At 63.0% G+C, this 25072-nt stretch carries 20 protein-coding genes and 1 riboswitch; of the genes, 8 read left to right on the top strand and 12 right to left on the bottom strand.

Annotated elements, in window-relative coordinates; all coding sequences use genetic code 11:
• Window positions 1–5 precede the first annotated feature (5 nt).
• Window positions 6–2699, bottom strand: a complete 2694-nt coding sequence (gene mgtA / locus I7X09_RS26535) for a magnesium-translocating P-type ATPase (RefSeq protein ID WP_200314469.1) — start codon at window positions 2697–2699, stop codon at window positions 6–8.
• A gap of 343 nt (window positions 2700–3042) precedes the next feature.
• Window positions 3043–3216: riboswitch (M-box (ykoK) riboswitch) on the bottom strand.
• Window positions 3217–3261: 45 nt separating this feature from the next.
• Window positions 3262–3846: a TetR/AcrR family transcriptional regulator gene (locus I7X09_RS26530; protein ID WP_029254386.1), complete on the bottom strand. Its 585-nt coding sequence runs from the start codon at window positions 3844–3846 to the stop codon at window positions 3262–3264.
• Window positions 3847–3972: 126 nt separating this feature from the next.
• Here I7X09_RS26530 and I7X09_RS26525 point away from each other — a divergent pair, with 126 nt between their 5' ends.
• From I7X09_RS26525 to dszD, 3 genes are all read left to right on the top strand, one after another.
• A complete protein-coding gene (locus tag I7X09_RS26525; protein WP_200314468.1) occupies window positions 3973–5076 on the top strand; it encodes a hypothetical protein in 1104 nt (367 codons plus the stop codon).
• Window positions 5077–5091: 15 nt separating this feature from the next.
• Window positions 5092–5565: a YbaK/EbsC family protein gene (locus I7X09_RS26520; protein ID WP_019746727.1), complete on the top strand. Its 474-nt coding sequence runs from the start codon at window positions 5092–5094 to the stop codon at window positions 5563–5565.
• Between the two features lie 208 nt (window positions 5566–5773).
• Window positions 5774–6352 carry an NADH:FMN oxidoreductase DszD gene (gene dszD / locus I7X09_RS26515; protein WP_003941189.1) on the top strand — a complete coding sequence of 193 codons (579 nt, stop codon included), beginning with the start codon at window positions 5774–5776 and terminating at the stop codon, window positions 6350–6352.
• A gap of 52 nt (window positions 6353–6404) precedes the next feature.
• Here the strand turns inward: dszD and I7X09_RS26510 are convergent, their stop codons facing one another.
• Both I7X09_RS26510 and gabT read right to left on the bottom strand, forming a co-directional pair.
• Window positions 6405–7850, bottom strand: coding sequence for an NAD-dependent succinate-semialdehyde dehydrogenase (locus I7X09_RS26510; protein ID WP_095970785.1), 1446 nt, complete (start codon window positions 7848–7850; stop codon window positions 6405–6407).
• 1 nt (window position 7851) lies between these two features.
• Window positions 7852–9216, bottom strand: a complete 1365-nt coding sequence (gene gabT / locus I7X09_RS26505; protein WP_007727077.1) for a 4-aminobutyrate--2-oxoglutarate transaminase — start codon at window positions 9214–9216, stop codon at window positions 7852–7854.
• Between the two features lie 128 nt (window positions 9217–9344).
• Here gabT and I7X09_RS26500 point away from each other — a divergent pair, with 128 nt between their 5' ends.
• Window positions 9345–10862, top strand: coding sequence for a PucR family transcriptional regulator (locus tag I7X09_RS26500; protein WP_200314466.1), 1518 nt, complete (start codon window positions 9345–9347; stop codon window positions 10860–10862).
• On the opposite strand, the gene I7X09_RS26495 is transcribed toward I7X09_RS26500, so the two are convergent.
• The 4 genes from I7X09_RS26495 to I7X09_RS26480 form a co-directional block, all read right to left on the bottom strand.
• Window positions 10839–14030 carry an NAD-glutamate dehydrogenase domain-containing protein gene (locus I7X09_RS26495; protein WP_200314464.1) on the bottom strand — a complete coding sequence of 1064 codons (3192 nt, stop codon included), beginning with the start codon at window positions 14028–14030 and terminating at the stop codon, window positions 10839–10841. The genes I7X09_RS26500 and I7X09_RS26495 overlap by 24 nt on opposite strands.
• A gap of 127 nt (window positions 14031–14157) precedes the next feature.
• Complete coding sequence (locus I7X09_RS26490; protein WP_200314462.1) at window positions 14158–15846, bottom strand: flavin monoamine oxidase family protein; 1689 nt, start codon at window positions 15844–15846, stop codon at window positions 14158–14160.
• The gene (locus I7X09_RS26485) at window positions 15843–16688 is read right to left on the bottom strand and encodes a carbon-nitrogen hydrolase family protein (RefSeq protein ID WP_200314460.1); all 846 of its coding nucleotides are present in this window, start codon (window positions 16686–16688) and stop codon (window positions 15843–15845) included. Before I7X09_RS26485 ends, I7X09_RS26490 begins: the two co-directional genes overlap by 4 nt.
• A 133-nt stretch (window positions 16689–16821) precedes the next feature.
• Window positions 16822–17457 (bottom strand): helix-turn-helix domain-containing protein, encoded by a 636-nt coding sequence (locus I7X09_RS26480; protein WP_200314458.1) that lies wholly within the window; start codon window positions 17455–17457, stop codon window positions 16822–16824.
• Between the two features lie 146 nt (window positions 17458–17603).
• Here I7X09_RS26480 and speB point away from each other — a divergent pair, with 146 nt between their 5' ends.
• Entirely contained in the window at window positions 17604–18560 is a 957-nt protein-coding gene (speB, locus tag I7X09_RS26475) for an agmatinase (protein WP_003941134.1), read from the top strand.
• Here speB and I7X09_RS26470 read toward each other — a convergent pair.
• Window positions 18524–19198 carry a class I SAM-dependent methyltransferase gene (locus I7X09_RS26470; RefSeq protein WP_200314456.1) on the bottom strand — a complete coding sequence of 225 codons (675 nt, stop codon included), beginning with the start codon at window positions 19196–19198 and terminating at the stop codon, window positions 18524–18526. The genes speB and I7X09_RS26470 overlap by 37 nt on opposite strands.
• A gap of 92 nt (window positions 19199–19290) precedes the next feature.
• Here I7X09_RS26470 and I7X09_RS26465 point away from each other — a divergent pair, with 92 nt between their 5' ends.
• Both I7X09_RS26465 and I7X09_RS26460 read left to right on the top strand, forming a co-directional pair.
• Window positions 19291–19746 carry a hypothetical protein gene (locus tag I7X09_RS26465; RefSeq protein ID WP_234036722.1) on the top strand — a complete coding sequence of 152 codons (456 nt, stop codon included), beginning with the start codon at window positions 19291–19293 and terminating at the stop codon, window positions 19744–19746.
• A gap of 337 nt (window positions 19747–20083) precedes the next feature.
• On the top strand, window positions 20084–21517 hold the full coding sequence (locus tag I7X09_RS26460) for an ABC transporter substrate-binding protein (protein WP_234036721.1): 1434 nt from the start codon (window positions 20084–20086) through the stop codon (window positions 21515–21517).
• Window positions 21518–21558: 41 nt separating this feature from the next.
• Here I7X09_RS26460 and I7X09_RS26455 read toward each other — a convergent pair whose 3' ends face one another.
• The 3 genes from I7X09_RS26455 to I7X09_RS26445 all read right to left on the bottom strand — a co-directional run bounded on the left by I7X09_RS26455 (window position 21559) and on the right by I7X09_RS26445 (window position 23285).
• The gene (locus tag I7X09_RS26455) at window positions 21559–21963 is read right to left on the bottom strand and encodes a hypothetical protein (RefSeq protein WP_200314454.1); all 405 of its coding nucleotides are present in this window, start codon (window positions 21961–21963) and stop codon (window positions 21559–21561) included.
• Between the two features lie 11 nt (window positions 21964–21974).
• Entirely contained in the window at window positions 21975–22340 is a 366-nt protein-coding gene (locus I7X09_RS26450) for a metal-sensitive transcriptional regulator (protein ID WP_234036720.1), read from the bottom strand.
• Window positions 22341–22538: 198 nt separating this feature from the next.
• Window positions 22539–23285, bottom strand: coding sequence for a hypothetical protein (locus I7X09_RS26445; RefSeq protein WP_200314452.1), 747 nt, complete (start codon window positions 23283–23285; stop codon window positions 22539–22541).
• A 311-nt stretch (window positions 23286–23596) separates the two neighbouring features.
• Between I7X09_RS26445 and I7X09_RS26440 the strand changes: the two genes are divergently transcribed.
• On the top strand, window positions 23597–25027 hold the full coding sequence (locus tag I7X09_RS26440) for an MFS transporter (RefSeq protein ID WP_095970775.1): 1431 nt from the start codon (window positions 23597–23599) through the stop codon (window positions 25025–25027).
• The last annotated feature ends 45 nt before the right edge of the window (window positions 25028–25072 follow it).

The following is a 25072-nucleotide window of genomic DNA, read 5'->3' as shown; positions in this document are numbered from 1 at the left end:
AACTCCTAGAGCCAGGTCGCGAATCGACGGATGAACATTCCCTTGGCCACCTGCGTGACGACGCAGTATGCCGCGAGAGTGAGGACCAGCCACGGGAAGTAGTTCCACGGCAGTGAAACCAACCCGAGGGAATGACCCCAGGACGTGAACGGGAACGCCAGCGCGAAGACGCAGGCGGCACCCGTGCTAAGCAGTACCGGTAGCGAAGCACGCGACTGGATGAACGGGATCTTGCGGGTGCGGATCATGTGAACGATCAGCGTCTGTGAGATCAACGACTCGATGAACCAACCCGATTGGAACAATGCCGCATGCTCGGGAGAGTTGGCGGCGAACACGAACCACATCAGCGCGAAGGTCGAGATGTCGAAGATCGAACTGATCGGGCCGATGAACACCATGAACCGACGAAGGCTCTTGGTCTCCCACTTGCGTGGCTTCGCGAGGAAGTCGTCGTCGACACGGTCCCACGGGATCGTGAGCATCGAGAGATCGTAGATCAGGTTCTGCAACAACAGAACTACGGGAATCATGGGGATGAACGGCAGCAACGCACTGGCGACGAGCACCGAGAAGACGTTCCCGAAGTTCGACGACGCAGTCATCTTGATGTACTTCTGGATGTTTCCGAAGGTGCGACGCCCTTCGATGACTCCTTGTTCGAGTACGCCGAGGTCCTTCTCCAGCAAGATGATGTCCGCGGATTCGCGGGCGATGTCCGCCGCTGTGTCGACGGAGATCCCGACGTCCGCGGCCCGAAGTGCGGGTGCGTCGTTGACACCGTCACCGAGGAAACCAACCGTGTGGCCGACCCGCCGCAGCGATTCGACAATGCGTGCCTTCTGCATCGGATCCGTCTTCGCGAAGACGGTTGTCCGTTGCACCAACTCGTCGAGGGCGTCGTCGCTCAACGCTTCGATCTCGGCGCCGGACACAACAGTTCCCACGTCGATACCGACTTTGCCGCAGACGGTTTCGGCGACCAGTTCGTTGTCACCCGTCACCACCTTCACGGCGACGCCGTGACTCGCGAGAGCTTCGATCGCCCCGGCCGCAGATTCCTTCGGCGGGTCGAGGAAGGCCAGCAACCCGACCAGGGTCATGCCCTCTTCATCGGCAGTTGAGTACTCGCGTCGCTGTTCGTCGACAACGACCTTGGTCGCCACCGCAAGCACTCGCTTACCCTGACCGTTCAGTTCCGCGACCAGTCGGTCGACTCGGGCCAGCCATCCCGGCGTCAACTGGTGGGTCACCCCGTCCAGTTCAACCGATTCACAGACCGAAAGAAGCTCTTCCACTGCACCTTTGGTGACGATCAGATCGGCGTCACCGTGATCGACCACCACCGAGAGCCGACGACGCTTGAAGTCGAAGGGAATCTCGTCCACCAACCCGTGCCGACGCGAGATCTCCTCGATCACTTCGGGACCGGCGGCCTCGATCACCGCGTCGTCGAGAAGACTGCGCAATCCGGTCTGATTCACGGAATTGACTGCCGCGAGCCGCAACACGTCCTCGGACTTGCGTCCGGCAGTATCGAGATGTTCACCGAGAACGATGCGGTCCTCGGTGAGAGTTCCGGTCTTGTCCGTGCACAGAACGTCCATGGCGCCGAAGTTCTGAATCGCGTTGATCTGCTTGACGATCACCTTCTTGCGCGACATGTGAAGCGCACCCTTGGCCAGGTTCGCAGTCACGATGAGCGGCAACATTTCCGGAGTCAACCCCACTGCGGTTGCGACGCCGAAGAGTAGTGCTTGGCTCCAGTCCTTGGTCAGTCCGTTGATGACGAACACCGCGGGAACCATGATCAGCATGAACTTGATCAGCAGGTAGCTGACGCTGCGCACCCCGACGTCGAAGCTGGTTTCGGGTCGCTTGGAGGCCAATTGTGCTGTCATGGCACCGAAGTAGGTCCGCTTGCCCGTGTGCACCGCGACGGCGGTGCCGCTGCCCGACACGACGGAAGTACCCATGAACCCGATGTTCTCGGCTTCGAGCAGCCGATCGACGTCGATTCCCGACGACGGTTCCGCCGACTTCTCGGCCGGCATCGATTCACCGCTGAGCATGGACTGATTGACCTGTAGATCCTTGGCCCGAATGATGCGGACATCGGCCGGGATCATGTCCCCGGCGGCAAGCTGGACCACGTCACCTGGCAGTAGTTGCTCGATCGGAATCTCCGCCGTGACCACGGTGTTGTTGATCTTGCGGGTGGCCGCGACGGTCGTCGTGACCATCGCCTTGAGCGCCTCGGCGGCGCGACTCGAACGGTATTCCTGCCAGAACCTCAGTGAGACACTGACAAAGATCATCAACCCGAGAGTGATGATGCCCTCGTAGGAGGGACCGTCCTCGGGGTCCGCCCAGACCACGTCGGTCCCCACCATGATCAGGGCGAGGAACACCAGGATCAGGATGAACGGATTCTTGAAGGCTTGCGCGAACTGCACGATCGCCGGTGCCGGGCGGTCGTGGCGGACATCGTTGCGCCCGTGTTGCCGACGAAGATCGTCGATCTGATCGTCGCGAAGGCCGTTGGCCGTCGTGGTCAGATCTGCGAGAACGGTGCGCGTGTCCGAAGCCGAGTAGTCGACCAATTCCTGTGCGCTTTCCTTGGCCAGGACCGTTGAATGTGCTTGTTGTGCGCTGTTTCTCGTGGGCCGTGGCCGCAATGCGAGAACGGAAAATGACATGACGAATCTCCTCGGCTGCCCGAACACGCCTGACCATGCCAGTACATGAGGGCAGCAGAATGCGCTGAGCGACAATGGAAGTCGTCAGCGGACGCGGCGAGCCGCGCAGATGAAACCGAGGATGCACAGAGTCAGTGACTGAAGAGCAAAAGACCGGGGTGAGCATCGTCGGCAAGAACAGAAGGATGGGTCGAATATCGACTCGGCGGGTCGTCCACGATGGTCACCTCCTGAAAGTTAGGGCGTCCGATGACGCCACAATTGTGTGCGCACAGCACACGTCAGGAGAACCGAATATCGACGTACTCTCGCCTTCGCCGGAAGAAACCGGCATCAAGCTGCGAAAACACCTCCACGTCCGAGTTTTGGCACTGCACGACGTGTCCCGATCGAATCCGGGAAGCCACTTTGGATCACCCCTTAAGCCGGGGAGATCTGTCCTAACCTTGGGCGTCTCTCGACGTCGTGAGATCAGTGGCCTGTGTTCGTGCAGAAGCCTCACCTAACGAGGTACTGCACCCCGAGGGTAGTTCTCAAATCTGTTGCCTGTCAACCGAGCAACTCAGACTGCGGGCAATCCTGCCCGTGCGACGGCACCGGCGAAGAGTGCCGTCACGGCGGCACCCATGACGCTCTGATCAACTTCTTCCGGATCCACCGAGTGTTCGAGAACGAGCCCGGATATCAAGGCCATCAACGAGATTGCGGTGGTCCGCACATCGAAGGAATCGTCCACTCCCCATTCACGGGCACGTTCGCCGATCAACTCCACGAGTTGGCTGCGCAAGTGGCGGCGCTCACGTAAGTACGCCTGAGCGATCTGCGGATCACGCCCGGCGAGCACTCCGAATTCGAGGACGAGCAGTGACCACCCCGGGTCGTCGACCATCCACGTCGCAATGGCCTCGCCACCTTTGCCCGCCGCATCGGCCGGGTTCATCCCGGCGATCTCGGCGAGCACACGGCCGGCCAGTTCCAGAGACCGTTGCGCGAACAGTTCTGCGAACAGATCCTGTTTCGACTCGAAGTTGGAGTAGACAGCCCCCTTGGTGAAGCCCGCTCGGCGAGCAACTTCAGTGAGACGTGCAGCACTGAATCCGCGCTCCGCAAACTCTTCCGCCGCAGCGTCGAGCAGTCTTTGCCGCACCACGTCGCGTCCGGGGCGGGTTACCGGCGTCCAGTCCGGTTGACGAGATTCAGTCACGATACCTAGAGTATTCAATACCTCGGGTATTGACAAGCTCTTTACTTTCGACAAGATCAGGACTCTTTCGTGACCACTACGCATCCGGCACACGCCGCACCAGACAACAGCTCCACCCACGACGAACACCACCACGACAATCTGCTCGTGAAGTACGGCGCACCCAAGGTGATGGCCGCGCTGTTCGTCGGCGTGCTCCTGCTGCAGATGGGCTTCATCCTCAGCTACGTCGCCGCCTTCCATCAGCCCACTCCGCGAGACATCGAAATCGCGGTCATCGCCGATCAGGGCACACCCGACGGTATGGACCAGCAGATCGCCGACAAACTCAACGCCATCGACGGCAGCCCGCTCGACGCTCAGGTGGTCGACAGCACGGCGACCGCTCGACGCATGATCAACGACCGCGAGATCCAGGGCGCGTTTGTCATCAATCCGGCCGGACCGGACACCCTGATCACCGCGAGCGCGGGCGGCAGCTCCATCGCGTCGTCACTCGAAGCGGTGTTCACGAAGGTCGAGGCGACGCAGGACCGACAGTTCGTCGTCCGCGACGAGATCCCCGTCGGAGCGCACGACAACCGCGGCCTCTCCGGCTTCTACCTCTCGGTCGGCTGGGTCGTCGGCGGCTATCTCCTCGCGGCAGCCATCGGACTGTTCATCGGTGCGCCGAAGACCCTCCGCCAGGCCGGCGCACACACGGGCGTGATCGCGATCTACTCGATCATCTCGGGAGCCCTCGGCGCCCTCATCACCTCGCACGTGCTCGGAACTTTCGCCGGCCACTGGTTCCCGCTCTGGATCCTGGGAACAGCCGTGGTGTTCGGCACCGCCATGTTCACGCTCGGATTGCGCGCCGCCATCGGCGTTCTGGCAGTCCCGCTGGCCATCGCCGTCTTCGTGATCCTCGGCAATCCCAGTGCGGGAGGCGCATTCGGCTCCAACGTGATTCCGTCGTTCTATGCCGCCATCGGCCGATGGATCACACCCGGCGCCGGAACCGAAGGCGTGCGAAGCATCGTCTACTTCAACAACGTCGGCGTCGGCCAGCCTGCTCTGACGCTCTTCCTGTACGCGCTGATCGGTGCGGTCATGCTGTTCGGCTTCACGATCCGTCGTAACCGAAAGTCCACCGACACGACGCCGACTCCAGCTGTGGCGAACGCCGACTAGTCCTAGTCTGAACTCATGACGAGCCTCCTCCACCCCAACGCCTCGCACGTCGCCGAAACACTGATCTCGCGGGGTCACCACGGCGTCATCGTCACGCAGCCCGAAGCCACGCACACCGCGGCCGAGGCAGCGGCGGCCGTCGGGGTGGAGGTAGGCGCGATCACCAAGTCGCTCGTGTTCCTTCTCGACGACGACCCGGTCCTGCTGCTGGTGTCGGGCGCACATCAGGTCAACCTGAAAGCAACCGGAGAACGCCTCGAAGGCAAGCTCACGCGGGCGCCGCTGGAAATGGCGAAGTCGGCGACAGGTCAGCCGATCGGTGGGGTCGCGCCACTCGGGCATCCCACCAACCTGCCCACCTACATCGATACCGCCCTCGAGCAGTACCCCGAGTTGTGGGCGGCCGCCGGGCACCCGAACACGGTCTTTCGCACGACGTACTCCGAGCTCCTCCGAATCACCGCCGGCCTCGCCGTCGACATGGACTGACGCGCTTCAGCCAACCCGGTCCGAACCCACTCAGACGTGCGTCCACCTATAGTTGGACGCACCATGTGCACTGCAACCAGGACCCCGGCCGGTAACCACTGGCGTCGACGACACGTAGATCTGTGCCGCACCGACGCATGTCTGTGTACGCCGAGCGCAGTCACCTCGACCACACCGCACACCTCGAGTTCCAGCCGGAGAGTTCCCGTTGTCTGACAAGCCGAATGCCGTTTCCAGCCACACCACCCCCGACGTCCCCGAAGTAGCGGCGACGCCCGAGTTGTCCACCGGCATCTGCGCCGGCGACTACCGCGCAGCGCTTCGCCGCCACCCCGCAGGTGTCACCGTCGTGACCCTCGATTCGGGTACCGGCCCGGTGGGTTTCACCGCCACCTCGTTCTCGTCCGTCTCCCTCGAGCCGCCGCTCGTTTCGTTCAACATCGCGGAGACGTCGTCGAGCATCAACGCACTCAAGGCCGCCGAGTCCTTGGTGATCCATCTTCTCGGCGAGCATCAGCAACATCTGGCCCAGCGCTTTGCGCGAAGTGCAGATCAACGTTTTGCAGACGAGTCGCTGTGGGCGGTACTGGACACCGGGGAGCCGGTTCTGCACGGCACCCCCAGTTGGATGCGCGTCAAGGTCGACCAGCTGATCCCCGTCGGAGATCACACTCTGGTCATCGGACTCGTCACGCGGGTTCACGCCGAAGAGGACGACGAATCCGCTGCCGCACCCCTGCTCTACCACGAGGGCAAGTACTACCGCCCCACTCCGTTAGGTCAGTAGACAACTGTGCGCCTTTATTAACCGCCCGCGGTTAATAAAGGCGCACAGCAAGTTAAAGCGCTACGTACTTGGTATCGAGATACTCGTCGATACCCTCGGTTCCGCCTTCACGACCGAAGCCCGATTCCTTGACGCCACCGAACGGCGCCGCAGCATCGGAGATCGCGCCGCGGTTGACGCCGACCATGCCGGTGTCCAGCTTGGCCGAAACGCGCATCGCACGGTCGATGTCGCGGGTGTAGAAGTACGCCACGAGGCCGTACTCGGTGTTGTTCGCCGCCGCGATCGCTTCGTCTTCGGTGTCGAAACCGACTACTGCCGCAACGGGTCCGAAGATCTCTTCCTTCAGCAGGCGCGCATCGGCGGGCACCTGGTCCAGAACGGTCGGGGTGAAGAAGAAGCCGGGGCCTTCGGGTGCCGATCCACCGGTGCGAACGCGAGCACCCTTGGACACGGCGTCGTCGACGAGTCCGGTGACGGTTGCGAGCTGCTTGGTGTTGATCAGCGGGCCGATGTTGGTGCCCTCGGCGTCACCGGCGCCCACCTTCAAGGCCGCAACCTTGGCGGTGAACTTGTCGGTGAACTCCTCGCGGACGGAGTTGGCGACGTAGATGCGGTTGGCCGCGGTGCAGGCCTCGCCGCCGTTGCGCATCTTCGCCAGCATGGCGCCGTCGACAGCTGCGTCGATGTCGGCGTCGTCGAAGACGATGAACGGCGCATTGCCGCCGAGTTCCATCGACGTGCGGAGCAGCTTGTCAGCGGCGTTGCGCACCAACAGCTTTCCGACGCCGGTGGAGCCGGTGAAGGTGACCTTGCGCAGACGCGAATCCTCCATGAGCGGTCCGCTGATGGAGGCCGCATCGGACGTCGGGAGGATCGAGAGCACACCGTCGGGCAGACCGGCGTCGGCGAACACCTGACCGAGGAGCTGCATGGTCAGCGGCGTGTCCTCGGCGGGCTTGACGATGATGGTGCAACCGGCAGCCAGCGCCGGCCCGATCTTGCGCGTGCCCATCGCGAGCGGGAAGTTCCACGGCGTGATCGCGAGAACCGGTCCGACGGCTTCCTTGGTGACCAGGATGCGACCGTTACCGGCAGGAGCCTGCGTGAAACGTCCACCGATGCGAACTGCTTCCTCGCTGAACCAGCGCAGGAATTCGCCACCGTAGTTGACCTCACCACGGCTCTCTGCCAACGACTTACCCATTTCCAGGGTCATCATCAGCGCGAAGTCCTCGGCGCGGGCATGCAGCAATTCGAAGGCGGTGCGCAGGATCTCGCCGCGTACACGTGCCGGAGTGGCCGCCCAGTCTTCCTGCGCCGCAGCGGCGAGGTCGAGCGCGCGGATACCGTCGGCAGCGGTGGCGTCGGCTACCTGGGCGAGCTCCTCACCCGTTGCCGGGTTGTAGACCGCAAAGGTCTTCTCGGCCGGGACGAGCTTTCCGCCGAGCCAGAGACCCTTGGGGACCGAGTCGAGAAGATCCGAGACGTTGGACATGTCAGTTCCCCTGTGCTGCAGTGCGGATGGCGGTCTCGAGGACGGTCAACGCGTCGTCGAGCAGCTCTTCGGAGATGACCAGCGGCGGGAGCAGACGGATGACGTTGCCGTAGGTACCGCAGGTGAGGATCACGACGCCGGCAGCGAGGCATTCGGCGGCGATCTTCTTGGTGATGTCTGCGTCCGGCTCCTGCCCACCGGGCTTGACCAGCTCGATGGCGAGCATGGCGCCGCGGCCGCGAACGTCACCGATGACGTCGAGTTCCTTTGCCAGTGCGTTCATTCGGCCGACAACGGTCGACTCGATGGTGCGTGCGCGGCCACAGAGGTCGAGCTCACGCATCTGGTCGATGGACGCCAATGCAGCGGCGCAGGCGACGGGGTTACCGCCGTAGGTGCCACCGAGGCCGCCGGGGTGGACGGCGTCGATGAGCTCGGCGCGGCCCGTGACAGCGGCGAGCGGCATGCCGCCTGCGATGCCCTTGGCGAGCGTGACCAGGTCGGGCACGATGCCCTCGTGATCGCTGGCGAACCAGGCGCCGGTACGAGCGAAGCCTGCCTGAACCTCGTCGGCGATGAAGACGACGCCGTTCTCCTTGGCCCACGCGACGAGCGTCGGGAGGAATCCTTCTGCGGGAACGATGAATCCACCCTCACCCTGAATGGGCTCGATGAGGATGGCGGCCGTGTTGGCAGCGCCGACCTGCTTCTCGATCATCGTGATGGCGCGCTGTGCGGCCTGCTCACCGGTGATCTTGGAGCCGTCGACATTGAGGCCCTCGCGGTACGGGTAGGACATCGGGACGCGGTAGACCTCGGGGGCGAACGGACCGAAGCCGCTCTTGTACGGCATGGACTTCGAGGTCAGTGCCATCGTGAGGTTGGTGCGGCCGTGGTACGCGTGGTCGAAGACGACGACTGCGTCGCGACCGGTTGCGTGACGGGCGATCTTGACTGCGTTCTCGACAGCTTCTGCGCCGGAGTTGAACAGCACGGAACGCTTCTCGTGGTCACCGGGGGTGAGTTCGGCGAGACGCTCGGCAACCTCGACGTAGCCCTCGTACGGAGCAACCATGAAACAGGTGTGGGTGAAGTGTGCGACCTGATCCTGAACTGCGGACACGACGGCAGGGTTGGAAGCGCCGACGCTGGTCACCGCGATACCGGCACCGAGGTCGATCAGCGAATTGCCGTCGACGTCGACGATGACTCCACCGTCTGCGTCGGCGACGTAGACCGGAAGGGTGGATGCGACGCCGGCGCCGACGACCTTCTTACGGCGTTCGGCGAGCGCAGCCGAGCGCGGGCCCGGGAACTCCGTGACGATGCGACGCTCCTGCGGAAGCCGGTATTCGATTGCACTCATGTGACCACCCTCTCGGTTGTGTATTGCATTCGAGTATGCGACGCGCGAAGCACGGCCAGCACTGCCGAAATGGATACCCGGAGCTTCCGGGCTACTCCATATCGGCAACGACAGCTAGCCTTGATCAGGTGACGGTTCCGATCTCGTGGCTCTTGCGCCAGAAACACCTCTCGCTGGCCCTGCTCACCGACCGAGCAGCCGCCACCCATCCCGTCACGTTTGCGCAGGCCACAGAGCTGACGGACCCCACACCGTGGCTTTCCGGCGGTGAGTTGGTGCTCACCACCGGGCTGGCACTGGTGGGCGCCGACGCCACCGACTACAGCGAGTACATCGACCGTCTGGCCGCCGCAGAAGTATCGGCTCTGGGTTTCGGGACCGGCCTTTCCCACGAGAGTGTGCCCGCAGACCTGATTGCCGCCGCCCGCGGTCGCGGACTCCCCCTGCTGGAAGTGCCGTTCACGACCCCGTTCGCGGCGGTCACGCGCGCGGTGATGACTCGCCTGAGCCAGCAGGAATACGAATCGGTCCTGCGCGCCGCAGAAGTACAGACACGCATCACCCGCGTTGCACTGCGTGGTGGCGTGTCGGCGATCGTGCGTGAACTGGCCACGGCCACAAAAACTTCGGTGGCGTTTGTCGGTGATCGGATCACCGCGGTGCATCCGGCAAACCAGAAGTCGTTGATCACCGAGGTTCGTGCGGTCGCGGCCACCACCCGCGATCCCAACTCTCCGGCGTCGATCTCGCAGAGCACACCCGAGCGGACGCTGACGCTGTCACCGGTCGGAGTGACCGACAGTTGGCACGGCTACCTCGCCATGGCGGGAGCCGGGCCCCTGAGCAACATCGACAGGGTGCTGCTCGGACATGCCGTCTCGTTGCTCACCCTCGAACTCGAGAAGCCGGTTCGCCTGCGGGCCGAGCGAACCCGACTCAATGCCATGGCTTTCGGGCTTCTGCTCGACGGCCGAATCCCCGAGGACGGTGTGCCGTCGTACCTGGACGAAGCGAGCGACACACACGGCAACGTTCGCCTCGTCCACGTTCGCGGATCCGGACTCGGCCCCGTCCTTCGCGAACTCGACAACGCTCTCGCCCGGGCAGGTCGGCCACTGTTCGCACAATCCGAGGACGGCGCGCTGACCGTACTCCTTCGCGGAACCGACACGATCGACACGGCCAAAACGCTACTGGCGCAGCTCTCCCCCACCGAAGCGAAAGCTGTGCGTGCCGGAATCAGCACCCCTCACCGCCTTCTCGACGCACCCCGCGCACTCGTCCAGGCCCGCGCCGCGGCCAACCTCACGACGGCCACGGCGCGCATTCTCGAGTTCGACGCTCTGAGCGGGTCGACAATTCTGGCGTCCGAGCCTGCCCGCGAGGCCCTGATCGCCATGGCTGCGGACACCATCCCGGTGTTGACCGAACACGACCAGGCACACGGGACCGCACTGGTCGCGTCGTTGCGCGCCTATCTCGAGGCGAACGGCCAATGGGAGTCGGCGGCAGCCGAACTCGGTGTTCACCGGCACACCCTCCGAGGTCGCATCGCGCGCATAGAAGAACTGCTGCAATGCGACCTCGGTCAGGCCAGGGTCAGAGCTGAACTGCTGCTCTCACTACTCGCCTGGGAGGGCCGCTGAGCGCTCCGCAGCGTGCACCGAAGCGAAGCTGGACGCACCGCGAACGAGCAGTTCGAGTTCGGCGTCGACCGTGCACAGTCGTGCCGTGTCCAGCGCGCCGCTGCGGCTCACGCTCGACATCAAAGCCGTGAACCGGCGCACCGCTTGCGGATTGGCGGCCGTCCACAACTCGACTACGTCCGGAACACCTTCACCGAGCGCTCCGGACACGAGATCCGCGAAACGCGCCGTCAACCTGGCATGCACGGCGGCGCTTCCCATGACCTCCCAATGCGAGGCACCGACGGCAACGTCGACGCCTCCGAGAACATCACCCAGGTCGAGAGCGTCGGAGAGTTCCCGGTAGATCGCGGCAGCGGCCGCGACCGTCGTATTCTCCTGCAAGGCAATGTCCGCCAGAGCGAGCGCTCCGAAGGACGCCTCGATACGGTCGCCGGCCGACAAACCTTCGGTGAGAGCTCGCACCGGAGCTGCCCATCGATCGATGTCGGCGCGCGGGTTCACGGTGAAGCGGCCGGCAGCGCCCGGGCGGCGCAACACCCAGCTCATCTCGGATTCCAACAACTGCTGCAAACGATCGAGAGCCTTCAACTGCTCGGTGGCACTGCGATCCGAGTTCAGGATTTCGCGTCGAAGGTCCTCGGTACCAAGCACTTCGCTGACCACAGCGTAAGCGAGAGCCGCTTCCGGACTGCGAACTCCGAGATGTTCCTCGAGCCGGAACAGCACGCCGGGGCCGACGCGGTTGACCAGTTCGTCGACCACCGAGGTGATGATGATGTCGCGACCCAACCGGTGTGCACGAACTGCGTCCGGTGCGGCCTCGACGACGGAGAGCGGGAAGTATTCGGTAAGGCGACCGGCGAAAATCTGATTGTCCGGGACGGTCGAGGCCCCCAATTCCGCTGTCAGCACGTTCTTCGACTGCGCCACCAGCACAGCAAGTTCCGGTCGAAGCAGACCCTGACCGGCACGCGCCCTGACCGCCAGCGCCTTGGCGTCGGGCAGAGATTCTTCCAGTCGCTTCATGGCACCCGCCGAGACCAGGTTCTCGATCAACCGCTCGTGCTGATCGAGCAGTGCGGGAGCTCGGTGCTCGGCCAGGCTGATCGCGAGGGTCTGATCTTCACTGGCCTCGAGTACTGATGCGGCCACCTCGTCCTGCGCCGCCGCGAGCAGCTCGTTGCGCGCAGTCGCGTCCAACTCTGCGAGTGCGATCTTGATGTTGACTTCACGGTCCGAGGTAGCAACGCCGGCGGCGTTGTCGATGAAGTCGGCGTTGATTCGGCCACCGCCAGCGGCATATTCGATGCGAGCACGCTGGGTGAAACCGAGGTTGCCGCCCTCACCCACCACCGTCGCACGCAACTCGTCCGCGCTGACGCGAACTGCGTCGTTGGACGGATCGGCCGCGTCGACGTTGCTTTCGGTCGATGCCTTCACGTAGGTACCGACGCCGCCGTTCCACAACAGGTCCACCGGAGCGCACAGGATCGCTCGGATGAGTTCCTGCGGGGTCAGCTTCTCCTCGGTGATTCCGAGGGCCGCACGCGCCTCGAGCGGAAGGCGGATCGACTTCGCGCTGCGCGGCCAGACGCCACCACCCGGCGACATCACGGTGCGGTCGAAGTCGTCCCAGGACGAGCGCGGCACGGTGAAGAGTCGAGCGCGTTCGGCGAACGTCGTCTCGGTGTCGGGGGTCGGGTCGATGAAGATGTGGCGGTGATCGAATGCCGCGACCAGACGGATCTTGCGCGAGAGCAGCATTCCGTTACCGAACACGTCGCCGGACATGTCACCGATGCCCGCGACAGTGAAGGGATCGGTGTCGACGTCGAGGTCGCGCTCGGCGAAGTGGCGTCGTACCGCTACCCAGGCGCCGCGAGCGGTGATGCCCATCGCCTTGTGGTCGTAGCCGGCCGAACCGCCGGAAGCGAAAGCGTCGCCGAGCCAGAAACCACGCTCGACGGCGATGCCGTTCGCGACGTCGGAGAACCGTGCTGTCCCCTTGTCGGCAGCCACGACGAGGTAGGAGTCCTCACCGTCGTACTCGATCACTTCGGCCGGATGTACTGCTGCGCCGTCGACGATGTTGTCCACCACGTCCAGCAGGCCGCGAATGAAGGTGCTGTACGACTCCTGCACCTGCGCCGGAGTCGGTGACGACGTGCCTCGAACCACGAACGCGCCCTTGGCTCCCGAAGGAACGATCGGCGAATTCTTCACGCTCTGGGTCTTCATGAGACTCAGAGCCTCGGTGCGGAAGTCCTCGTATCGATCCGACCAACGCAGGCCACCACGGGCGACGGAGGAACTACGCAGATGCACGCCTTCGACATTGGGTGCGCTGACGTAGATCTCGCGGAAGGGAACGGTCTTCTGCGGAGTGGAGAGCAACTGCGAGTCGATCTTGAACGACGCGTACGGCAGCGGTTCGCCACTCTCACCGCGCAGGTACCAGTTGGTGCGCAGAGTCGCCTGCAGGAACGAACGCACGCCGCGCAGAACACGGTCCTCGTCGAGAGTGTCTGCACCGTCGACTGATTCGTCGATGGCTGCCGTTGCGGTAGCCACAGCTGTCTCACGCACACCCGCCACGGCGGGGTCGAAACGCGCGGTGAAAAGTTCGATCGCCTGCCGTACGAAGAGTGGCTTCGCTGCCAACACTCCGACGATGTAGCTCTCGGACAAACCGATACGAGCCTGAGCGAGGAAACGGCACGCAGCGCGCAGCAACTCTGCATCGCGCCAGGTGATGTCTGCTCGTCCGATCAGACTGGAGAACGCGTCCATCCGGGTCTGTCCGGCGATGACGGCTTCGAAGGCGTCCGCCATCTTCTCCAGCGCACTGCCGTCGAAGGTGCTCGGCTCGAAGGTGAAGTAATGCGCCGAACCCAGAACGGTCGGAAGCGGGCGGTGCGTCGAAACTCGGAGTCCGAGAGACTCGAAGTTCTCGCACAGATCGGAGAGGGAGGGCTCTCCGGACGGCCACAGCACCACGCAAGTCAGATCGTCACTGTTCTGGTTGTCACCCTGACGGAAGACGAGTCGCTGGCCCGCTGCGGCCAATTCGGCGACCAGTTCGAGCGCCGGGTCACCGGATCGATCACCGCCTGCCGATCTCGATTCTGCAGCTGCGGTCTTGGTCGCCGATGATGTGCTCGCCATTGAACACCCTCCTGGAAATTATTGGATCCGAACACTTTCCAGTGTTGCGTGGATCACCGGAAAGAGGTCGTGCCCGATAGGAGTACCAACCCCCATCGGGCACGACATTTCGGCAGTTGCGGTGAGCTCAGTCGCCCAACCTGATCGGAGCGAGCTCCTCGAACACGTCGCCGGGTCCGGGGTTCTCGGTAGGCGCGGCGCCGCCGAGATGGTTGACGACACCCCACACCGCGTTGATCGCGGTCTGGATCGCGCCCTCGGCCCAGCCGGCGGTCCACGACACGTCGTCACCGGCGAGGAAGATTCCCCGATGACGCGGTTCGAGATCATTCTGCACGAAGTGCGAGAACAGGCGTTCCTGGTAGCGGTAGTGCCCCGGAAGATTCGCCTTGAACGCACCCATGAAGTCGCGCTCGGTCTCCCACGACAGCGTCACCGGGCTCGAGATGATGTGGCTGCGGAAGTCCACGCCCGGGTAGATCTCTTCGAGAGAGCGCAGCATGATGTTCATGCGCTCGGTGGCGTCGAGCGCCAGCAGCTTGAGCGAGTCGTCCGACCAGGTGTACGACAAGCAGATCAGGCCGGGCTTGCCCTCACCTTGATCGAGCAGGTATGTGCCGCGACTCATGCGGTCGGTCAATGTCATCGACACCGAATCACGCCCGGTCTCGGGATCCTTGTCCTTCCAGAACGGGCGGTCGACGAGCACGAACACCTTGGTCGAACCCATGTAGTGAGTCCGCTCGATCGCAGTCCAGTGGTCGATCGGGAACAGGTCGTCGTCACACCTGATGTTGTTGAGCAGCATCCAACTCTGCACTGTCACAACGGCACTCGCATAGGTACGAATGAACCCGTCGGAGTCGGTGACCGTGATGTTGCCGGGCTCGGTACGGCGGAGTTCGGTGACGCGGGGACAGGTCTTGCCGTCGTTGAGCGAAGCGACCGTCGTACCGGCAGGCCAATGCGCCATCTGCGCCGGGGCGCGGTTCCACAACCGCATCGGCAACTGCTGCGATCCACCCACGATGCCGCGATGGTCGTCGTCGGCGGCCGTGATGACCACACGAAGGATTTCGAGGATCGAGTTGGGGTAATCGGTATCCCAACCGCCCGTACCGAATCCGACCTGCCCGAACACTTCCCGCATGTGGAAGGACTTGAAGTGCTTCGACGCGGCGAGGAATCCGTAGAACGTCTGGTCGTCGTAGCGCACCACGAGGTCGTTCCAGATCCGCTTGATTTCTGCGGTGTCGCGGTCACGAATGGCCTGCTGCAACGGAATCAGATCTGCATGCTCTTCGAGAGTGCGCTGCCAGGCCTGCGCCACCTCGGTGTAGATCGGCGGCAGATCCTCGAGAGTGTGCGCGTAGTGGCTCTCACCCTTGAGATCGATGACCGTGCTCGGTGTGACCTCGGCAAGGGGATTGGGGAACTCTTCGGTCTGCAGACCCAGTTCGTTCAGGTAATGGAACAACGTCGTCGACGACGGCGGGAAACGCATTGCGCCCATCTCGGCGACAACCCCGGGGTGCCCGTCGAACTCGACCGACCGCATCCGGCCGCCGATCTGATCGGCTTCGTAGACAATCGGTTTGAGACCGATCTTGAGCAACTCGTAGGCCGCGATCATGCCGGAGAGTCCGCCACCGATCACGGCAACCTCGGTACCCAGTGCCAGGTCGGGCACCGAGCCGAGTCCCGCCGGACTGGAAACGTAGTCGTCGTACGGGAACGGAAAATCCGGTCCGAACATCGTGAGGGGCGGCTGCTTGCCGGGTTCCGAGGAACTGTCCGGAGCTACTGGGATGGTCATCTACGGTTCTCCTTGGAGACAGTCGTGACAGGAAGGTCTGGATACAGATCGAGGCGTCGATCGTCGAGATGTGTATTGAGAGTGCGCGATTGCGCGACGGTGGCGGCGGCGATGTCCGCGAAGAGCAATTCCTGGTCGCCGCCGGCCCTCGCCAACTCGGCACCGTCTGGTGCGATGGCGCACGAGAGACCGCAGTAGGTCAGCTCGGTTTCGGCACCGCAGCGATTGACGTAGGTGACGAACATCTGACTCTCGTAGGCGCGGGCCGGAACCACTTGCTGCGCAATGTGTTCGTAAGGAGTCATCAAGCCTGTCGGCACGATGAGCCATTCGGTACCGGCGTCGGCGTGTGCCCGAACCGCTTCGGGAAACTCCACATCGTAGCAGATCAACAATCCGCAGCGGATACCCTCGAAATCGAACCCGACCACCAAGGTCTCACCTGGCCGAAAGTGCTCACGGTCGAGCGTGCCGAACAGATGCGTCTTGCGGTAGTGCGCAAGCGAGGTGCCGTCGCGGCCCACCACCTGCACACTGTTGTAGACATCTCCCCCGTCGAGTTCGGGGTAGCCGTAGACGATTGCGATGCCCGCACTGCGAGCAATCTCGGCGACGGAATCGAAGATCGGGCCGTCGGCCGGTTCCGCACGCAGCGACACCAGTTCGCCGATGTCGTAGCCGGTTGCAGACATCTCCGGGGTCAGAAGGATCCTTGCGCCGGACTCAGCAGCCTCACGGGCAGCGGTGTCGATCGCAGCGAGGTTGAACTCCACCGACGCAAAGGTGTCCGGTGTGGTGAGCGGACCTTGGAACAGGCCAACTCGGACAGAATCGACATGCATGGTTCGCTCCTTCAGGAGTTCCGTGACGCCAATTTTCGACGGTGCGTGTGACGGGGACAACTACCAGCGTGACGGGTGCCGCCAATCATGTCAACTCTTGTTTCCTAAGAATCAACATCTTCGCCGTCGAGCGTCACGAAGACGGAGCCCGAGGCCCTTCCGGCAACGCCGGATTCAAGACCCACAGAACCTTCGCCAGAACCGAGCCTTCGGCCTGAAAACTATGGTTGTGCGTCGGCGTGAATGTGAAGGAATCGCCCGCCGCAAGCACGACGTCCTCGGCGTCGACGGCCTCACCGTTCGGATCCGTCCGACCGCCCTCGAACGAGACCCGCAAGCCGCCCTCGAGCACGTGCACGAAGTTCACGTCGATCGGCAGACTGTAGAACTCCTGACCACTTCCGCCGCCTGGTTCCAGCTCGCCGAGCAGCACCTGAATTCGACGCTCGTTGGTAGGCGTGAGCAGGTATTCCGTCATCTTTTCGCCGCCGAAGCTGATTTGCGGCATGGCATCGGCACGAACCACTTCACCGGCAGACGCGTTCTCGAACAGGGATCCGACAGGGATCTCGAGTACCGCACACACTTTGATCAGGGTTGCCACCGACGCATTGACGTGATCGCGCTCGAGTTTCGAGAGATACCCCTTGGTCACACCGCAGGCCTCGGCCAGGTCGTCGAGGGTCAACCGCTTCGATTGACGTGCCGCCTTGAGCCTCGCCCCGATGCGCGGACCGACCGGCTCGACCGCTTCCTTCGCCTTGGCCACTGAACCCACTCCTTCACGACCGCCGTGTCCCTTTCAGGAAACAGGGGTTGACAACCGAGCCTCTTGAAGAAACCATACTTGCTCAGAGAGCTACATCACTGAAGGGCGCCCGGTGTGCGCCGAATCGAGAGCAGGGACCTCTGCACATGGCTACCAACAACCCCGGATCGTTCATCGGACCCGTCGACGCCACGCGCGTCCCCCGCTACGCCGAGCCGACCACCTTTGCGCGTCTCCCGCGCCTGGACGAGGTCTCGCGCGCCGACGTGACGATCCTCGGCATTCCCTTCGATTCGGGTGTCAGCTACCGCCCCGGCGCTCGTTTCGGTCCGGGCCACATCCGCGCTGCGTCGAAGCTGCTGCGTCCGTACAACCCGGCGCTCAAGGTCTCCCCCTTTGCCAACCAGCAGGTAGCCGATTTCGGTGACATCGGCGTCAACCCCTTCGACATCCAGGAAGCTCTCACGACGGTTCAGTCCGCCGTCACCGACCTGCGCGCCGACGGTTCCTCCGTGCTCACGCTCGGCGGCGACCACACCATCGCACTGCCGATCCTGCGCTCACTGGCCCGCGATCACGGCCCGATCGCCGTCCTGCACTTCGACGCTCACCTCGACACGTGGGACACCTACTTCGGCCAGCCCTTCACCCACGGCACGCCCTTCCGCCGCGCCAGCGAAGAGGGCCTGATCGACATGGAGCGTTCGCAGCACATCGGTATCCGTGGACCGCTCTACAGCGAGAAGGACCTCGAAGACGACCGCGTTCTCGGCTTCCAGGTGATCCGCAGTGACGACTACGAGGTCGACGGCGTCGCCAGCATCGTCGAGCGCATGCGTAAGCGCCTCGACGGTGGCCCGGTGTACGTCTCCGTCGACATCGACGTACTCGATCCCGCCCACGCTCCGGGTACCGGAACACCCGAAGCGGGCGGCATGACCTCTCGCGAATTGTTGAACACACTGCGCGGATTGGTCGGACTCAACGTGGTCGGCGCCGACATCGTCGAGGTAGCGCCGGCGTACGACCACGCCGAGATCACCGGTATCGCAGCGGCTCACGTCGCTTACGAGCTGCTGTCGGTACTCGCGCTCAATCGCTGAAGCAGCACAACGGTATCCGTGGTGTGATGCATCTCGGGGTTCGCGGGAAGATCTCGTGCCCGCGACTCCGAGACCAACACCCTCCACCCGTCCGTGAACAACGACTCCACGTATTCGGGCGTATGGAGCATGGCCCGATGATGCTCGGTCGGCGACTCGTGGGGTGAATGACCCACGATCAGCAGATGTCCGCCCGGCGCGACCAGATCTCCGAGAGCACCGAACAATTCCCCGCGCGCGGGTTCGAGCATGTGGAAGAACTGCGCGGACACCAGATCGAACGAGCGCCCCTGCGGATCCCACTTCGTCAGGTCGGCTTCCAGCCATTCGATGTCGACGCCCTCGCCCTCGACGTGCGACTGGGCGCGACCGAGCGCCACCGACGAGATGTCGGTGCCGGTGACCTTCCACCCGCGACGCGCCAACCACAAGGCGTCGGCACCTTCGCCACAACCGACGTCGAGTGCAGTGCCCGGTTCGAGGTCGGAGGCTTCCGCAATCAACTGTGGGTTGGGATTTCCGCTCCAGCGCGCTGGGCGTTCCTCGTACAGCGAGTTCCAGAATTGTGCGTCCGCCTTGGCGTACGGATTCTCGGTCGTGTCGGAGTTCTCGTGGTGATTGTGGTGTTCGTGGCTCATTCATCCAGGATGAACACCTCCCACGATTCACGCAACCATCTTTGCTGAAACAGCAACTTCTCCACCTCAACGCTCTGCTAACGTCACGCTTCGTGGCCGGTGGATTTCCCGTGTTTCGCCTGTACTGCAACTCGGAGAGCTCACACGTATTGTGTTGCGCGCATTTTCCCGAGTTCAGCGGTTCGAGCCCGGACGAAGAGTTCAGCACCCAGCGGAGTTTCGACCGCACCGTCGAGAAGATACTGCGCGAGGCATCCTTCGATCCGACGACCTTGACTTTGGTCGGCGAGCAGCAGGGTTATCCCGTCGGAGACCGACTGTTCGATGCGACAGTTCCGCGCACCGGGACCGTCTCGTACGCGTTTCAAGAAGCCGGACCGCCGTGGATCGTTCTCGGCCTTGATGTTTCGGTGGACGAATTCTGGTCCGAGATCGACGACGACGAAGACCTCCTCTCCCTCGGCCCGATCTCTCCGTTGACCTCTGTCCCTGCCGTAGTACTCGCTGCAACCGGGTGGCCACAGCGAAACGACCTCGACTCACTGTGAGCTGAACTGGTTCATCACCCCAGTTCTCGTGAGATCGAACAAAAATCGGCACGATTTTCGTGAAGATCGACCGAGATGCCCGTCACGTCCTACGCCAAGATTTAGCGGTCACACTCGACCGCGCCCTCTCGAAATTCGCTCGGGCCCTGGCTCCTTCACGGAGGCACAATGAAACACCGCTCTTATCCGGCACTTGCAACGGCAGCGGGGCTCGCACTCGTGTTGTCGGCTTGCAGCCTCGGGAGGTACGTCCTCGAGTTCCGACGGCGGTGAACCTCTGACAGACGGAACCTTCCGTTATGCGTTGCAAGCCGATCCGGGTGCACTCAACCCGATCATGTCCGGCTCCGCGGCAACGGCGGACATCTCGAAGCTGGCGTACGACTCCCTGGTCTACCAGGATCCTGAAACCAGTGAATTCAAACCATGGTTGGCAGAGAAATGGGAAGAGACTCCAACCTCCGCATCCTTCACCATCCGCGAAGGAGTCACCTGTACCGACGGGTCGACGCTGACCGCACAGACCGTCGCGAACAAAATCAACTTCGTCGCCGATCCGGCCAACGGTTCACAGCAACGCGGCACTACGGTCCCCGTAGGCGCTTCGGCGACGGCCGATCCCGCGACCCGCACCATCACGGTCACTACTCCGGCTCCGAGCCCCTTCCTCCTCCTCACGGTCAGTCGCCTCCCGATCATGTGCGACGCCGGACTCGCAGACCCGACCGCCTCGAACAAGAAATCACTTGGCTCCGGCATGTTCGAAGTCACCGAAATCGCCGCCAACGACCACTACACGTTCGAACGTCGCGACGGTTACAACTGGGGTCCCGACGACACCACCTCCGACACACCAGGTGTCCCCAAGACCGTCATCGCTGTCATGGCGCCCAATGTCAGCACCGCCGCAAACCAGCTCCTCTCCGGCGAACTCAACGCATCTCCCATCGCCGGTCCGGACAAGGATCAGATCGACGCCGCCAATTTCGCCTCGATCGATCGCCCGATGCCCTCCGGTCAGATGTACTTCAACCAGATCGCGTCCAATCCCACCAGCGATCCCGCCGTTCGCAAAGCACTCATCCAGGCTGTGAATCTCGACGATCTCGCTGAAGTTATCACTGCCGGCCAGGGCACCCGCGCAACAAGCCTTGTCGGCGTCGAACCCCGCGCCTGCGTGTACGACTCCGTCACCGGCGACATTCCGGACTACGACCTCAGCGCAGCGAAGGCAACCTTGGATGCGGCCGGTTGGACCGCCGGCTCGGACGGAAAACGAAGCAAGGACGGAAAGCCGCTGGCCCTCCGCCTCTTCTACGCTGCCGGCGAAGATGCACGCAGCGCGGCAGCCGAACTCACTCAGTCGGCATGGTCCGACCTCGGTGCGACCGTCGAGGTGACGGGAGCAGACCAGAACAAGGTTGTCGACGTCATGCTCAGTGGCAAGGACAACAACCAGTGGGACATCGCGTGGATCCAGATCAACAACTCGATTCCCAGCGGCTTCGTCCCGTTCTTCACCGGACCTGCCCCGGCAGCCGGTAAGAATTTCTCGTCGATCAACAACCCCGCCTACGAAGCAGCAGTGGCCAAGGCCTCCGGTTTGACCGGCGACGCAGCGTGCACAGAGTGGGCGGATGCCGAGTCGCAGATCACCAAAACGGTGTCCGCAGTCCCGTTTGCGAATACGACCATGAGCTTCTACTTCAACAAGGTCGGACTCGCGTTCGGTAAGTCCTTCATCGGGTCTGCACTGCGTCTCTACCAGTAGTCCGATCGATCGAACGCTGTGCGTCAGCGAGATACGTCAGGTCAGTGCGATCTGACGTATCTCGTTGTTACACCTATTGTCTCGTTGTCGAGCTCGACGTAGTCCAGCTGAGGAATGCTGGGCGCCAGTTCAGTGAAAGCCCACTTCGTAACGTTCTCGAAAGACGGACGGAAATCGAAAATCTCCGGCCAGGCACCGCCCGCCAACCGCTCTGCACATCGATCGACGGACTCGTCCAGAGCGTCCGTGTCTACGAACCATCCACGTTCTCCGAGTTGGTCGTCCTCGAACGAGAACCCCGCTCGCATCGTCACGCGAAAACCCTCGGCGGGCATCAGCGGCGGCAAGTTCTTTGCGTCCCGCACCGGCGCCGGAAGCCCTTGTCTCACAGCGAATGTACGACGGATCTCGATACTGAACATGCCCACCACGGTATCAATGTTCATCGAACACAGCTCTACGAGCGGACCAACCGCGCAATCGCGTCGTTCGCTTCCTTGATCTTCGCGTCCGCCTCGGGGCCGCCGGCAACCGCAGCTTTGACGACGCAGTGGCCGATGTGGTCCTCGAGCAGGCCCATGGCCACCGCCTGGAGAGCCTTGGTCATCGCCGAGACCTGCGTGAGAATGTCGATGCAGTACTTGTCCTCGTCGACCATGCGCTGTAGACCGCGCGCTTGACCCTCGATACGACGCAGACGCGCCAGGTAGTCACCCTTGGCGGAGATGTAGCCGTGCGAATCACCCGTGCAGCACGCATCGCCGGTCGTATCACTGCCTGGGGCACTACCTGGAGTGCTGCCAACTTCTGTCGCTTCCGACATTCGGTGTCCTCCTGTTCGTCAACGCGTGACGTCGCAACAATTCTCATTCCCGGGGCGATGTGCGGATACTCTTCGGCTTCCGTTGTCCTGCAGAGCAATCACTGCGCACATCGCCACGCACTTCGCTACTGCACGAACAGATGGGTGCATGGCGATTAGCGATGCCCGTTTTCCCGCTGCTGCGAAACGCATACGGTCTCAGTGCCCGTGGTGGGCGTGATGCGCGTGTTCGGACTCAGGCGTGGTCGCATTGTCGGCAGTCAGTGTGAATTCCGCGGTACGCACCACATCGCCGTGTTTGAAGTCCAAGAACAATCGGTAATCCTCGGCGCTCGGCATGTTGGCGTAGAAGGTGATTGCCGGTCCGGCCGGTGTGACGCCGTCACCGGGGTAGCCGTCCGGATGGACGTGGAGATACGCGAGGTCGGAGGCACGCAACGCGACCAGATGCCCGTAGGCGGCAAGGTAGGGCTGCAGGTCCGTGACGGGGATTCCGTCTCGACTGACCGAGAGTGTGAGCTTCGATGTCTGGCCCGCATGGGCTTCACCTTCGAGAGAGACGGTGTACCCGTCGACCGTCGTGGCACTAGCGGCGGCAGGCAACGGCCGAGGTTCGTAGGAGCCGGCGACGCGCACATCTGCGCTCAGCGTGATTCCGTCACCACCGTCCGGCGTGAAGTCCGCGAAGACTCGATAGTCGCCTGGGTGATCGAAATCTACTGACACATGCCAGTTTCCGTTCTCGTCCAATTCAGGATGCACGTGCTGGAATCCGGTCAGGTCCAGGCCGACCACGATCAGATGCAGCTGCTTGTCGTGGGTATCGGTGTACCGAGTCAACGGAGTTCCCGCCGAATCCAGGATCCGAAACTGTAGAGGCACATTGCTGCCGACTGATGCCTCCGACGTTGCCAATTCCAATGTGTAGCCGTTATTGCTGGACATCTTGCCCTCCCGAGCCTAGGTCGGCAGCACTTTCGTTGCCGTTTGCGTTGGGTTCTGCGTTCTTCGAAATCGAAGCTGTTGCAATTTGTACCATACCCCCCTAGGGTATGCAACGAACTACTCGAACACCGTGAATTCACTCGAAGGAGATCCGATGCGCACCCACGCCGAGCGTCGGCCGACCGAGTTCGAAAAGCGCCCCTTTCCCATGCATTTCCTCGCAGCACTGCGCCGATGTCGCAGCGGCTCGCTCATGACGCCCCCTGACCACGCAAGCATCACCTATACCCCGTACAGGTAAGGAATTCAGAATGTCCACACAACCGAAATCCACACGTAAGTGGTGGGCGTTGGCGTTGATCGCCGCCGCTCAGTTCATGGTCATCATGGACACGTCGATCATCGGTGTCGCTCTCCCCCAGATGCAGAGCGACCTCGGCTTTTCCCAGGAAGGCCTGACCTGGGTCTTCAATGCATACGTCATCGCGTTCGGCGGGCTACTCCTCCTCGGCGGCCGCCTGTCCGACCTGTTCGGCGCTCGCAGAGTGTTCTCCGCTGGTTGGCTGATCCTGCTGATCGGTTCCGTTGTCGCCGGTGCCGCCGGTAACGTGGCCGTCGAACTTGCGGGCCGCGCAGTTCAGGGCGCAGGCGCAGCACTCATCGCCCCCTCGGCGCTCACTCTGCTGATGATGCTGTTCGGCAGCACGCAGAAGGAAATGACCAAGGCGCTGTCCATCTACGGCGCTGCCGCCCCGGCAGGCGGTACGGCCGGCGTGTTCCTCGGCGGCGTCATCACCGAATACACCAGCTGGCCTTGGGTGTTCTATCTCAACATTCCCATCGCCGTCGTCGCGCTGATCGCTACCCCCTTCCTGATGCCGAACGCACCGGCACGTACCGGTTCGATCGATTTCCTCGGCGCACTGGCCGTCACCGCAGGCCTCGCTGTCGGAGTCTTCGGCATCGTCAGAGCACCTGACGTCGGGTGGGGATCCGGGCAGACCTGGCTGGCGCTCGCCGTTTCGGCCGCTCTGTTGGGCGCATTCGTACTGATCCAGTCCAAGCGTCGTGAACCTCTCGTGCGTCTGGGAATCTTCAAGGCGCCCAACCTCGGTGCCGCGAACATCGCTCAGCTCGTGCTCGGCGCCGCCTGGATACCGATGTGGTTCTTCCTGAACCTGTACCTGCAGCAAGTGCTCGGATACAGCGCCTTCCCGGCCGGTGCAGCGCTGCTGCCCATGACCATCTTCGTCATGCTCGGCATGATCGTGGTGGCACCACGGGCCATGGCGCGATTCGGCGCGAAAGCAATGATCGTGGCCGGATTGCTGGTACTGGGAATCGGATTGGGGTGGATGTCGTTGATCCGGCCCACCGGCAACTTCTGGGTCGACGTACTGCCGGCGTCGCTGGTGGCTGCTGCAGGTATGACGCTGGCGTTCATTCCCTCACTGGGTACGGCGATTTCGGCCGCACGCCCGGAAGAGGGCGGATTGGCCTCCGGCATCGTCAACGTCAGTTACCAGGTCGGCTCGGCTGTCGGTCTCGCGGTGATGACCGCGATCGCAGCGGTGTTCGGCGCCGATCAACTCGGTGACCTGACGGAGTTGACGAACGGGTTCTCCGCGGTATTCCTCGGTGCAGCCGCCATCGCCGTAGTGGGCGCAGGTATCACCGCGGTAGTCATGCGCTCGCCCAAGGTCGACGAGTCTGAAACCGCTAGATCCAGCGTCAATTCTTGACCAACTCCGGTGGTGGGTTCGGCCGGCGATCACCGGCCGAACCCA

Source organism: Rhodococcus sp. P-2, from assembly GCF_016598535.1.
Classification (GTDB): domain Bacteria; phylum Actinomycetota; class Actinomycetes; order Mycobacteriales; family Mycobacteriaceae; genus Rhodococcus_F; species Rhodococcus_F baikonurensis.
Note: the sequence above shows the minus strand (reverse complement) of the source record. Positions and strands in the feature narration are given on the sequence as shown.

What these genes read in the sequence shown, in the direction of transcription:
- I7X09_RS26520 (WP_019746727.1), top strand. Translation starts at nt 5,092, where the DNA reads ATGACGAGCCTCCTCCACCCCAACGCCTCGCACGTCGCCGAAACACTG.
- I7X09_RS26460 (WP_234036721.1), top strand. Translation starts at nt 20,084, where the DNA reads ATGTCCGGCTCCGCGGCAACGGCGGACATCTCGAAGCTGGCGTACGAC.
- I7X09_RS26470 (WP_200314456.1), bottom strand. Translation starts at nt 19,198, where the DNA reads ATGAGCCACGAACACCACAATCACCACGAGAACTCCGACACGACCGAG.
- mgtA (WP_200314469.1), bottom strand. Translation starts at nt 2,699, where the DNA reads ATGTCATTTTCCGTTCTCGCATTGCGGCCACGGCCCACGAGAAACAGC.
- I7X09_RS26440 (WP_095970775.1), top strand. Translation starts at nt 23,597, where the DNA reads ATGTCCACACAACCGAAATCCACACGTAAGTGGTGGGCGTTGGCGTTG.
- I7X09_RS26455 (WP_200314454.1), bottom strand. Translation starts at nt 21,963, where the DNA reads ATGAACATTGATACCGTGGTGGGCATGTTCAGTATCGAGATCCGTCGT.
- I7X09_RS26495 (WP_200314464.1), bottom strand. Translation starts at nt 14,030, where the DNA reads ATGGCGAGCACATCATCGGCGACCAAGACCGCAGCTGCAGAATCGAGA.
- I7X09_RS26490 (WP_200314462.1), bottom strand. Translation starts at nt 15,846, where the DNA reads ATGACCATCCCAGTAGCTCCGGACAGTTCCTCGGAACCCGGCAAGCAG.
- I7X09_RS26485 (WP_200314460.1), bottom strand. Translation starts at nt 16,688, where the DNA reads ATGCATGTCGATTCTGTCCGAGTTGGCCTGTTCCAAGGTCCGCTCACC.
- I7X09_RS26450 (WP_234036720.1), bottom strand. Translation starts at nt 22,340, where the DNA reads ATGTCGGAAGCGACAGAAGTTGGCAGCACTCCAGGTAGTGCCCCAGGC.
- I7X09_RS26445 (WP_200314452.1), bottom strand. Translation starts at nt 23,285, where the DNA reads ATGTCCAGCAATAACGGCTACACATTGGAATTGGCAACGTCGGAGGCA.
- speB (WP_003941134.1), top strand. Translation starts at nt 17,604, where the DNA reads ATGGCTACCAACAACCCCGGATCGTTCATCGGACCCGTCGACGCCACG.
- gabT (WP_007727077.1), bottom strand. Translation starts at nt 9,216, where the DNA reads ATGAGTGCAATCGAATACCGGCTTCCGCAGGAGCGTCGCATCGTCACG.
- I7X09_RS26510 (WP_095970785.1), bottom strand. Translation starts at nt 7,850, where the DNA reads ATGTCCAACGTCTCGGATCTTCTCGACTCGGTCCCCAAGGGTCTCTGG.